Here is an 11,124-nt window from a genome sequence, read left to right as displayed (position 1 = left end):
GGGATGCCGACAGGAAATTCGTCGCGCTCCGGTCGCCCAGCCGGGGCCAGCGGATCGTCAAGTCGTTCAGCCGCTGGTTCACCATGTCGTGGCGCACGGCGCGGCGCATCGTGGGCCATGCGCACCCCGCAGGCATGCCGCTTTGGCAAATCCCGTTCGCCGTCATCGTCGGCCTGGCGTTCTATACCTTGGTCTTCTGGGGACAGCTCAGCTTTGCCGCGGGCATCGTCGGCGACAGGGTCGAGCTCGTGCCGGACTATATCGGCCACAGCTAAAGTGTTGCAGTTGAGGCGCGGTGTCGCGGAATTTGCCGGTTGCAGGCCCTGAGCGCCGGGCGGTCGAGATGACACGGAGGCCTCTTTTTTGTAGCGTTCCACCGAACGCAATCCTGGGCGGGCATGGAAGGCGGCCTCAGATCCATCCGAATATCCCAGAATCCGGGGCCTAGTTGCATGCCGAAAGCTCCCGAGCCGGCGCCCCTCATCACAGTGATCACGCCAACCCACAACCGGCGCAGCCAGGTCGTGCGCGCCGTGGAAAGCGTGCTGGCCCAGAGCCTTGTCCGTTTCGAGCACATTGTCGTCGATGACGGCTCCACCGACGGCACGGCGGCGGCGCTTGCCGAAATCCGCGATCCCCGGCTGATCTATGTCGGCGCGAAATGGCGTGGCGCCAACGCCGCCCGCAATGCCGGTATCGAACGCGCGCGGGCGCCCATTGTCACATTTCTCGATTCGGACGACGTCTATCTGCCGGACCGGCTGGAACGCACGCTGGCGCGCTTCGATGAGAATCCGTCGCTGGAAGTCCTCATCAGCTCTTTCGTGTCCGTGAAGGGCAACCGGGCCACCAGATGCGTCAACCGCGAGGCTTTCCTGACCCGCAACACGTTGGAACGGGCCCTGGTCTCCCAGACCATATTCATCGCCGGTTCCGCGATAACCGCCCGGCATGAATCGCTGCTGGCGATCGGCGGCTACGACAGCGACATCGCGCGCATGCAGGATCGCGAATTGCTGCTGCGCTTCGCCCGCCGCGGCGGCGCGCTGCTCACCGAGGAAATCGACTGGAAGAAATACAATTCGGAGAATTCGATTTCCGGCCGCCGTGACGGCTATGTCGAGGCCTATGCGAACCTCATCGACAAGCACCCTTACATCGCTGACCGCTATCCCGAGATCCCGCCCTATATGATCGCGCGCCAGATCATCGCCGATACGATGAAGGGCAGGATTTCGCAGGCATTCGCCGGTTATCTGGCCAACCGCTCGTCCAAGTCGCTCGGCTACTCGCTGCCGCAGCTGTTGCGCGGCTATGTCGACGGTCGCCGCCGCCGGCGTGACCTCTATGACGAGTTCCGCGAGAAATACGGCGCGCGGCCCGCCTGATCTTGTCGTGCCCCGAACCTGTCGGCTTAGAGCAATTCCAGGAAAAGTGTGTAACGGTTTTCCGTCCTGAATCGCGTAGAAACAAAAAGTTAGAGCGGTTCCGCGATTCCTTGAAACGCTGAACCGCTCTAGCGATCGAGTTCCGGGAAATAGGGATCGGAATAGAAACGGCGGTCGCGCTCGCCCCGCAGGCAGTCGATGGGTGGCTCGGCATCGATCCGGCCCGCCGCCGTGTCGGCGATGCCGCTCACCTCGAGGATCAGCTTGCGCCGGATGGCGGTCGAGAACTCGGAAGCCGCGTAGATCGGCAGCACGAAGGAGCCCGGCCCGCCGGTGACGCATTCGGCATAGTAGCGGTCGAGATGGCTGAAGGTTGGCGATGGGCTGATCAGGATCGGCAGGCCGTTGACGATGATGCCCTTGGCCAAAGCCGCGTCGCGCTCCGTGGTGACTGGCGGACCGGTGTTGTTGGGGCCGTCGCCGGAAATGTCGATGACGCGCCGCTGCGTCTTGAAGGCGCTTTGCCCGAAGAGCCCGGTGCCGAAGGCGAGCGCGCCGGAGATTGAAGTGCCACGGAAGCTGCGGAAGGGCCGCGCCGCGATCCCGTCAGCGAAGGCATCGGCGCTGTCGCTGCCATCAATGATCTGCCAGGCAAGCACCGCGTCGTCGCGGATGGTGCCCGCCCACTCGAAATAGGCGATCGCGATGCGGCCGTTGGTGCCAGCTCGCACCGCCTTGATGAAGTCCGGATGCCTGAGCGCCTCGACATAGCCGGCGCGCTGCAGCGCGAACTCGCGCTCGTCCATCGACGTCGAGATGTCGACCGCAAGCACCAGTTCGACATCCACAGCGGCTGGCGCGGCTGGCATCGGCAAGGGCGTTGCCTGAGCGCAGCCGAGACAGGCAAGCAGGCTGAGCACGTCGAACATGGTCGCGTGCGTCCGGTTTGACGCGCATCATCTTCCGCGCCGATCACGGCGAAATAAAGCTGGAGCAATTCCAGCAAAAGCGTGAAACGGTCAGGCTCGGCGACTTCGCCGTAGCCTTCCGTCCGGAATTGCGCGAAAACAAAGAGATAGACCGCCGCTCTATCGCTCACTTCTTCTTGCGCGCAGCGTGCGGCGGCGGCTCGATCGCGCCGGCCCTGACCCGCGCGGGCTTCAGCGCCGACCCGGCTGTATCCTTCACGATCGTCAGCGAGCGCGGAAAGAACTGGTTGTTGTGCTGGCCGCGGCCGATGTTGAGGATGGCGGCATCCGGCAGGCGCTTCTCCAGCATCGCCAGCACGCGTCGCAGCGTCGCGCCGTCGAACGTGTCCATCGCCTCGTCGATGATCACCCATTTTGGCCGCCTGAGCGCGAGCCTGGCGACGGCAAGCAGGCGCTGCTCGTCATCGGCCAGTTCGTGCTCCCAGCGCGCCGAACGGTCGAGCGAGGAGGCAAGCCGTTCGAGGCCGACTTCCGTCAGCACCGCCGCGATCTCGGCATCCTCGACCGTGATGTCGTCGGTGTGGTTCAGCACCTCACGCAGCGTGCCGAGCGGGAAATAGGGGGTGCGCGGAACGAAGATCGGCGCCGCTCCGGTCGGCATGCCGATGCGGCCGCTGCCCCACGGCCACAGCCCGGCAATGGCGCGGAAGAACAGCGTCTTGCCGGCGCGCGGGTCGCCGGTGATCATGACGCGCTCGCCGGGGCGAATCTCGACATGCGGCTCGGCAAGCTTCGTGCAGCCGTCAGGCGAGGCGACCTCAAGCTTCTCGAAGGTCAGCGTCCCGCCGGGGTTTTCGGCAAAAATGATGCGCTTTTCGGTGTCGTGGAAGACATCGGTTTCGCCGAGCGCGATGCGGAAATCGGCGACGCGCATCAGCGTCGCTCGCCAATCGGCGATGCCGCCTATGTTGTTGATGAACCAGCGCAGCGAGGAATGGACCTGGTTGAAGGCGCCGACCGCCATCATCAGGCCGCCGAAGCTGATGTCGCCGGCGAAATAGACCGGCGCGGCAACCAGGATCGGCGCCACCACGGTGATCCAGCCATAGGTGTCGGTGACCCAGGAGAGATTGATCTGGGCGCTGTAGATGCGCCGCATGGCGCCGAGCACCGTGCCGAGGTCGAGCTCGAGTTGCCGCCTGGCGTCGGCCTCGCCATGCGCAAGCGCGATGGCATCGATGTTCTCGTTGACGCGGACCATTGAGGACCTGAGTTCGGCCTCGCGCGTGTAGCGGTCGCTGTTGAAGCGGATCAGCGGCCGTCCGACCAGCCAGCTCAGCCATGAGGCGATGCCGGCATAGAGGATCGCCGCCCACACCATGTAGCCAGGGATCGCCAGCGAATAACCGCCGATGTGGAAGACGAAGCCCGACGACAGTGTCCACAGCACACCGATGAAGGACGCCAGCAGGATGAAGGCCTGCAGGAGGCCGACGCCGAGATCGGTCGACAGGTCGGAGAGATGGCCGGCGTCCTGCTGCATGCGCTGGTCCGGATTGACGCCGATGGCGCCGGCATGCGCCAGCCGGAAGGCGCGCGCCGGCCGCATCCACTCCTCGATCAGGTCGAGCGTCAGCGCCTCGCGCAGCTTCAGGCGGATGGTCTGATTGAGCCAGGTCTGGCCGACATTGAGCACCAGAAGCCCGCCGGCGATGGCAGCGAAGACCATGAGTTGGTGCAGGAAACCCGGCAGGTCACGCCGCGCCAGCGCATCGTAGAAGGGCTGGTTCCAACGGTTGAGCAGCACTTGGCCGATCGCAGTCGCGACGATGACGGCGACGATGCCGAGACAGGCCCAGACGAACTGCCTGCGCACCGGCGAGGATTTCAGCGCCTGCCGGATCGTCGCCAACTGGTCGCCGAGGCTGCTGGCTTCGACAGACACGGCGGCGGGCGCCGGACCGGCCTTGTCATCCGCTTGATCAGCCATGTCAGATGTCCCTGCTTTCGGAAAAGGTACTGAAACCGGCGCGAGCGCGACCGGCATGTCCTTCAGGCCGCGAACCCGCCCCCGACAGATAGGATGAGGCAAGGCGCTGCCGCGATCACGAACGCGTCACCCGGGCTTGCACCTTGTTCGCGGCCAGCCGCCCGAGCCTGGTGGCGCCTTGCGGCGTCAGCACAGGCACGAAGACACGGCGCGAGGCGCGCTGCACGACCGGCACGCCCTGGTAGAGCCGCTTTTGCGCCTCGACCACGATGACGCCGGAAAAGATCGGCCAGAAGCGCCGGCCGGCGCGCTCCAGCACATTGTGGAACCGCATCATGAAACGCCGCGGCGACGGCGGGAAGAACAGCGCGTCCGACCACGCCGCCGGCGTGAAGTTCGCCTCGCGCAGCAATTCCGTGAGCTGGCCGCGCGAGAACGGCCGGCCATTGCCGAACGGCGTGTGCTCGAAACGCGCCCAGACGCCGCGCCGGTTGGGCACGACGATGACGACGCGACCGGCAGGCGATAGCACCCGCCAGATCTCGTTCAGCGTCTCGCGCGGGTTTTCGACATGTTCGAGCGAGTGCACCAGCAGCACGCGGTCGATGCAGGAATCGACCAGCGGCAATTCCTCGTCGAAGACCAGCGCGGTCGCCGTCGGCCCCGTCGTCGGCCAGACCACGGCCCCCTGCGTCGCCGGCATGAAGGCAAAGACGCGCTCGGCGTCGGCGCCGAACCGCTCCAGCCACGGCAAGGTGTAGCCGAGCCCGACCAGCCGCTCGTTTGGCACGGCCGCCCAGATCGACGACAGCGCCATGGTGATCGAGCGCTCGGCCAGGCGCCCCAGCGTGGTCGAATAGAAGGAACGGAGGTCGACGATATCGGAATGCATGGCCGGGACGGTAGCTTCGAAGCATTGCAAGTTCAACAAAGGCGGATGACATCGGCGCCCAAGCGCCCTATGTCTGCGGCGACAACTGCATCGGCCCGAAATCGGTTTCGATTTCGGAAAGCGCGATGCAGCAGATAAACAGCTTAGAGCGTCCTTTGTGCGTCGAATTGGACGCACGGCGCTTTGGTGGAGAGACGCGATGCCGGTCGAAATCGAACAGTTCATGTGCCGCAGCGACAATTTCGGCGTGCTGGTGCGTGACCCCACGAGCGGCCAGACCGCCATCATCGACGCACCCGAGGAGGCGCCGATTCTGGCCGCCATCCAGCGCACCGGCTGGACGCCGACGCTGATCCTGACCACTCACCACCATGTCGACCATGTCGAGGCCAATCTGGCGCTGAAGGAACGCTTCAAGCTGCGCATCATCGGGCCGGAAGCGGAAAAGGAGAAAATCCCCGGCATCGACGAGACGGTCGGCGAAGGCTCCGTCGTCCACCTCGGCGAGGAACGGATCGACGTCATCGCCACGCCAGGCCACACCGCCGGCCATGTCTCCTACCATCTGCCGGCCTCGAAAGTCGCCTTCACCGCCGACACGCTGTTTGCGCTGGGCTGCGGCCGGCTGTTCGAGTGCAAGCCGCCGGTGATGTACGCTTCGCTGAAGAAGCTGGCGGCGCTGCCGGCCGACACGGTCGTCTATTGCGGCCATGAATACACGCTGTCCAACGCCCGCTTCGCGCTGACCGTCGACCCGACCAATTCGGCCCTGAAGGAACGCGCCGCCCGGATCGAGGCACTGCGCGCCGACGACAAGCCGACGCTGCCGACGACGATCGGCGAGGAATTGTCGACCAATCCGTTCCTGCGCTGGCACGACCCGGCGATCCGCAAGCATCTCGGCATGGAGACGGCCGCCGACGCCGAGGTGTTCGCCGAGATCCGCAAGCGCAAGGACAATTTCTGAGCCTCGTGCTAGCTTCCGGCCGATGACCAGTGCCGCCGAAATCATCGCCACGCTCGGCTTGCAGCCGCACCCGGAGGGTGGCTGGTATGCCGAGACCTTTCGCGATGGTGCCGGAGGCGCGCGCGGCCATTCGACCGCCATCTACTTCCTTCTGGAAGAGGGCCAACTGTCGGCCTGGCACCGGGTGAGGGACGCGGCCGAGGTCTGGCACTTCCATGCCGGCGCGCCGCTGGCGCTGTCGATGCATGAGGAAGGCGGCGGCGTGATCGAGCAGGTGCTGGGCATCGCCCTTGCCGCCGGCGAGCGGCCGCAGATCGTGGTGCCGGCCGGCTGGTGGCAGTCGGCGCGCAGCCTCGGCGAATGGTCGCTGGTCGGCTGCACCGTGGCGCCGGGCTTCGACTTCGCCGCCTTCGAGATGGCCGAGCCGGGCTGGCAGCCGAAACAGCCTTAGCCGAGTAGAAAACCCAAGCTGATCGCCGCCTGCGCGGCGTAGTAGAGCGCCCAGACCGCGTAACGCATCCAGGCGCGGTGCGGGGAGATGGCGGCGAGCAGGAATTTTTCGGCGGCGAGCAACCCATCCGACGCCATGAACAGGATGGCGCCGCCGATCACCAGCGTATTGCTGGTGGTGAGCGCCGAAATCCCCATGGCGAGGATCGCCGCGACATAGACGGCGATCGGCAGGCGCAAGGCGGGGCCGACACGGCGCCAGAGTGCCGCCAGCATGACGATCGCGAATGCCGCCATGGCGAGCGCGATCGCGCCGCGCCAGGATTCGGAGCCAAGCACATCCAGCCCGCCGCCGCTTTGCAGGAACAGCGGAACGTAGAGGATATGCGCCGTAAGAAAACTGGCCAGCCCGCCAAGGAAGGCCCTCTCGCCATCGCGTGACAGGAAGGCATCGCCGACGGCGCTGAGCGCGAGCGCGGCAGCCAACAGAAATGGGCCGCCCTGCATGAGGGCGAGCACCGCCAGCACGGCGACGGCAAGCGTCTTTGCCGCCGAGCGGGCGAGGCTCGGCGGCATGTTGAGCGTGAAAGCGTAGATCACCGCCGCCACCAGCGAGAACACCAGCGTCGCATTGGCGTTGGCGTCGATGCCGCCGGGAAACGGCATCATGCGTTTGCCTCACCCGTGGCCGCTTTGCGCAGCAACAGCGACTTCGCGGCAAGTGCCGCGCCGCCGGTGATGAGCACGCAGGCGGCGAGGATGCGCAGCGACGGCTCGGCGACGCCGGCAATGATCAGCACCAGCGTCGACAGCAACGGCGCGGCGTAGCTCGCCGCGCCCAGCACCTGGATGTTGCCGCGCTTGACGCCGATGTCCCAGGCGTAGAAGGCGGCCCCCACCGGCATCAGGCCAAGGCCGAACACGGCCAGCCACTGGCCGATGCCGACGGGAAGCACCGTCTGCTCGAGCAGGAAGTGGCAGGCCAGCGAAAGCGCCGACGTCGCGGCGCAAAACCAGGTGACGATCGAGGTCGGCACCGACGGGAAACGCCGCGACAACAGCGAATAGGACGACCACAGGAGGGCGCAGACGCCGGCCATCGCATAGCCGAAGGCATAGCGCGCGTCGAAGGCGAGCCCGCCGCCCTTGGTGACGATGAGTACCGTTCCCGCGAGGCCGAGCAGCGCGCCGACGACGTGGTTCCAGGCTAGCCGCTCGCCCGGCATCAGCGCCGAGCCCAGCACGATCAGCAGTGGCCACAGATAGGCGATCAGGCTCGCCTCCACCGCCGGCGCGTTGCGCAGCGCGGTGAAGTAGAAGAAATGGTAGCCGAATAGGCCGGCAATGCCGATCACCCAGACTTGCGGCGGGATCTTTTTGCTCCGGTCAGCGGCCGGCATCACCAGCCGCGCGGCGAGCCCGACGCACGTGCCGATGGCGAAGGTGATGGCCGACAGCAGGAATGGCGGCACCTGGCCGGACGCGTCGGTCAACAGCGCCAGCAGCGACCACATGGCGACCGCCGAGAAGCCGATCAGTGTTGCGCGCCCCATGCCTGTCTCCGGCGGCGCGCAAACGCGCCTAGTTTATGGCTTCGAACCGTCCGGCGCTGATGGTCAGCGGGCCGATCTGGGTCCCGACCGTTGCGCGGATCGGCGCATATACGCCGGTTTGGCCGAGCGGTGCAAACGTCACCATCATGCGGCTCCGGTCCTTGAGGAAATTCAGCGCCTTGCGGCCCTTGCGGTACCCCGCCACCGGCTCGAACCCCATCCGGCAGGTCACCGTGTCGCCCTTGTAGCCCCGCACCGAGATCGACCCTTTCGAGGCATAGGTCAGCGTCAGGTTGGCGCGCATCTCGCCGTCGTAGAACTTGACCGTGCGCCCGCAGACCTGATCGAGGCTGTCGGCGTGGATGACGGTCGCCGCCATCGGATCGAGAACCGACTTCAGGTCGCCCGCGCCAAGCGGCACCCAGCTCTTGGGATCGCGCTTCTTCGGCGCCGGTATGACCTCGGTCGAGGTTACCGCGCCATTGGCGAAGCGGATGTCGACCACCGAGGCCTTCTTGCCCGACGTGTAGTCGGCCCGGAACGCCGCAGGCCGCATCTGCTTGCCTGAAATCGTGCCTTTGGACGAAACCGTGCCCTTTGTGTCGTCGAACAGCTTGGCGAGGCCTGCCGCTGAGACGGTGCCGTTGATCGCGTAATTATCGCCGTCATAGCGGCTCGAGAACGTCGCCCTGGCCACCGAAAGGCCGAGGAACGACACCGTGTATTCACCCTTGAAGGATTGTGGCGCCGCGGCGGCGAAACTTGCCGTCGGCAGGGCCACGGCGAGCAATCCAGCGAACGCATATGGCAAACGAAGCACAGGGGGGCGAAGCATGGCAGTCCTCGATTTTCAGCCGGGAAACGGGCAATTCCAGGCTGGCATGTCCCTATGTCGCTGGCTTATAGGGAGAAATCCGGCCTTTATATGGAATATGGCCTGACGATGCCGGCTGGCCGGAGCTTGACGCGCCGGTGAAATGCCACTATGGAACGCCAACTTTTTCCATAAGGCCGCCTGACCGAGACCGCGCGCCGCCTGGCGCGGGTCGAATGGTTTGGCCGACCGAGAACTGAAGGTTAGTATCATGTCCCGCACCTGCGAGCTCACTGCCAAGGCAGTCCAGACCGGCAACAATGTGAGCCACGCCAACAACAAGACCAAGCGCCGCTTCCTGCCGAACCTGGTCAATGTGACGCTGATCTCCGAAGTGTTGAACCAGAATGTGCGCCTGCGCATTTCGGCCAACGCGCTGCGTTCGGTCGAGCACCGCGGCGGCCTTGACGCCTTCCTGGCCAAGGCCGACGCCAAGGAGCTGTCGCAGCGCGCCCGTCTGTTGAAGAAGCAGATCGCCAAGAAGCTCGCCGAGCAGCCGGCAGCCTGACGCCTTTCGGCGGATCACCGCCGCTAGCCGGACCGGGAGCACGAAGCGATTTCCGGTCCGATTTCATATTCGAAGCAAGACGATAGCGTCGTCCACGCCAGGGCGGCGCTCCCGCTGGTTCCATTACCCAGGATAAAAAAATGAATTCCTTCTCGCGTTACCTGCCCTTCGTGGCCGCCATGGCGCTCGTCGTCGTGGCCTCCAACATCCTTGTGCAGTTCCCGATGCAGGGTGAGATCAGCGGCCTGTCACTGGCTGACATCTTGACCTGGGGCGCCTTCACCTACCCCTTCTCTTTCCTGGTCACCGACCTCGCCAACCGCCGCTATGGCCCGACGGTGGCGCGCAGGATCGTCTTCGTCGGCTTCATGACGGCCGTGATCTGCTCGATCCTCGTCCCGCCCTTCCTGTTCCGACACGGCCTGATCGAGTTCGAGACCGCCGCCGACCGGCTGGTGCGCATCGCCGCTGCCTCGGGCGCCGCCTTCCTCACCGCGCAGCTGCTCGACGTCACCGTATTCAACCGGCTGCGCCGGCAGAGCTGGTGGCGCGCGCCGATCGTCGGCACGCTGGTCGGCTCCGTGTTCGACACCATCATCTTCTTCGGCGTCGCCTTCTCCGCCGCTTTCGCCTTCGCCGGCCCGAACGATGCCTTCGCACTGGAGGCGGCGCCGCTGCTGGGTGTGCTGCCGGCCGAGACCATGCGCTGGGTGTCCTGGGCGCTCGGCGACCTCTCGGTGAAGCTGATCATCGCCGTAGTGGCGCTGATCCCCTACCGGTTGCTCGCCGCCCGCTGGAGCCAGCCGGCGCTGGCCACCTAATGCATGATCCCGAAAAGTGGGAACCGGTCTTCGGACAAGATCATGCTCAAAGGTAGAGCATGATACCCTGGGTCCAACTCGACTCGGCAAAGACGCCTGATGGCGAACAAGAACTTCGTTTGAAGCAGCGCGGCTCCGAGTTCTCTATCATGCTCGGCAGCAATGAGCTGATGAACAGCCGCCTCAGCGGCTCCGAGCAGGCGCTTGCAAAACTCGCCTGCGAAAGGATCGCCGGTCACAAGCAGCCGAAAATCCTGATCGGCGGCCTTGGTATGGGCTTCACGCTGCGCGCCGCCCTTGCCGAGCTTGGCCCGGACGCAAGCATCACCGTCGCCGAACTGGTGCCGGCCGTCGTCGCCTGGGCGCGCGGCCCGATGGCCGGGATTTTCGACGGCTGTCTCGACGACCCCCGCGTCACCATCCTGGAAAGCGATGTCGGGCGCGTCATCGGCGCCGGGATGTCGGCCTGGGACGCCATCCTGCTCGATGTCGACAATGGCCCTGAAGGCATCGTCTACAAGGACAATGACGCCCTCTACCGCGCGGCCGGCCTCGGCCATGCACGTGCGGCGTTGAAGTCGGGCGGCGTGCTGGCGGTGTGGTCGCAAGGGCCGGACAGCGGCTTCACGCGGCGCCTGAAACAGGCGGGCTTCACCGTCGAGGAGGTCAAGGCGCGTGCCCATGGCAAGCGCGGCGCCCGCCACGTCATCTGGATTGCGGCCAAGCCCTAGGCCGGCCCCTCAATCCTGGTG

At 65.6% G+C, this 11,124-nt stretch carries 12 protein-coding genes and 1 pseudogene; 7 read left to right on the top strand and 6 right to left on the bottom strand.

The window, feature by feature from the left end; translation table 11 throughout:
• A pseudogene (locus EN781_RS13570) lies at nt 1-275 on the top strand (glycosyl transferase family 2); the annotation flags it as partial.
• Between the two features lie 177 nt (nt 276-452).
• Nucleotides 453-1,388, top strand: a complete 936-nt coding sequence (locus EN781_RS13565) for a glycosyltransferase family 2 protein (RefSeq protein ID WP_126058072.1) — start codon at nt 453-455, stop codon at nt 1,386-1,388.
• 128 nt (nt 1,389-1,516) lie between these two features.
• Here the strand turns inward: EN781_RS13565 and EN781_RS13560 are convergent, their stop codons facing one another.
• From EN781_RS13560 to EN781_RS13550, 3 genes are all read right to left on the bottom strand, one after another.
• Complete coding sequence (locus EN781_RS13560; protein WP_127400054.1) at nt 1,517-2,317, bottom strand: DUF1194 domain-containing protein; 801 nt, start codon at nt 2,315-2,317, stop codon at nt 1,517-1,519.
• A gap of 166 nt (nt 2,318-2,483) precedes the next feature.
• Nucleotides 2,484-4,307 (bottom strand): ABC transporter ATP-binding protein/permease, encoded by a 1,824-nt coding sequence (locus EN781_RS13555; protein ID WP_126058070.1) that lies wholly within the window; start codon nt 4,305-4,307, stop codon nt 2,484-2,486.
• A 115-nt stretch (nt 4,308-4,422) separates the two neighbouring features.
• Nucleotides 4,423-5,199: a methyltransferase domain-containing protein gene (locus EN781_RS13550; protein WP_126058069.1), complete on the bottom strand. Its 777-nt coding sequence runs from the start codon at nt 5,197-5,199 to the stop codon at nt 4,423-4,425.
• 199 nt (nt 5,200-5,398) lie between these two features.
• On the opposite strand from EN781_RS13550, the gene gloB reads away from it, so the two are divergent.
• Together gloB and EN781_RS13540 are read left to right on the top strand one after the other, a co-directional pair.
• Nucleotides 5,399-6,166 carry a hydroxyacylglutathione hydrolase gene (gene gloB / locus EN781_RS13545; protein ID WP_126058068.1) on the top strand — a complete coding sequence of 256 codons (768 nt, stop codon included), beginning with the start codon at nt 5,399-5,401 and terminating at the stop codon, nt 6,164-6,166.
• A 22-nt stretch (nt 6,167-6,188) separates the two neighbouring features.
• Complete coding sequence (locus tag EN781_RS13540; RefSeq protein ID WP_126058067.1) at nt 6,189-6,617, top strand: cupin domain-containing protein; 429 nt, start codon at nt 6,189-6,191, stop codon at nt 6,615-6,617.
• Here the strand turns inward: EN781_RS13540 and EN781_RS13535 are convergent.
• From EN781_RS13535 to EN781_RS13525, 3 genes are read right to left on the bottom strand one after another with little or no spacing between them, the layout of a single operon-like run.
• A complete protein-coding gene (locus EN781_RS13535) occupies nt 6,614-7,285 on the bottom strand; it encodes a lysoplasmalogenase family protein (RefSeq protein ID WP_126058066.1) in 672 nt (223 codons plus the stop codon). The genes EN781_RS13540 and EN781_RS13535 overlap by 4 nt on opposite strands.
• On the bottom strand, nt 7,282-8,169 hold the full coding sequence (locus EN781_RS13530; RefSeq protein ID WP_126058065.1) for an EamA family transporter: 888 nt from the start codon (nt 8,167-8,169) through the stop codon (nt 7,282-7,284). Before EN781_RS13530 ends, EN781_RS13535 begins: the two co-directional genes overlap by 4 nt.
• 28 nt (nt 8,170-8,197) lie before the next feature.
• Entirely contained in the window at nt 8,198-8,989 is a 792-nt protein-coding gene (locus EN781_RS13525) for a DUF3108 domain-containing protein (RefSeq protein ID WP_126059345.1), read from the bottom strand.
• A 265-nt stretch (nt 8,990-9,254) separates the two neighbouring features.
• On the opposite strand from EN781_RS13525, the gene rpmB reads away from it, so the two are divergent.
• From rpmB to EN781_RS13510, 3 genes are all read left to right on the top strand, one after another.
• Nucleotides 9,255-9,551: a 50S ribosomal protein L28 gene (gene rpmB / locus EN781_RS13520; RefSeq protein WP_095804527.1), complete on the top strand. Its 297-nt coding sequence runs from the start codon at nt 9,255-9,257 to the stop codon at nt 9,549-9,551.
• 140 nt (nt 9,552-9,691) lie between these two features.
• The gene (locus tag EN781_RS13515) at nt 9,692-10,372 is read left to right on the top strand and encodes a queuosine precursor transporter (RefSeq protein WP_126058064.1); all 681 of its coding nucleotides are present in this window, start codon (nt 9,692-9,694) and stop codon (nt 10,370-10,372) included.
• 59 nt (nt 10,373-10,431) lie between these two features.
• A complete protein-coding gene (locus tag EN781_RS13510; RefSeq protein ID WP_126058063.1) occupies nt 10,432-11,103 on the top strand; it encodes a hypothetical protein in 672 nt (223 codons plus the stop codon).
• Nucleotides 11,104-11,124 lie beyond the last annotated feature (21 nt).

It is taken from the genome of Mesorhizobium sp. M4A.F.Ca.ET.090.04.2.1, from assembly GCF_003999085.1.
Taxonomy (GTDB): Bacteria; Pseudomonadota; Alphaproteobacteria; order Rhizobiales; family Rhizobiaceae; genus Mesorhizobium.
Note: the sequence above shows the minus strand (reverse complement) of the source record. Positions and strands in the feature narration are given on the sequence as shown.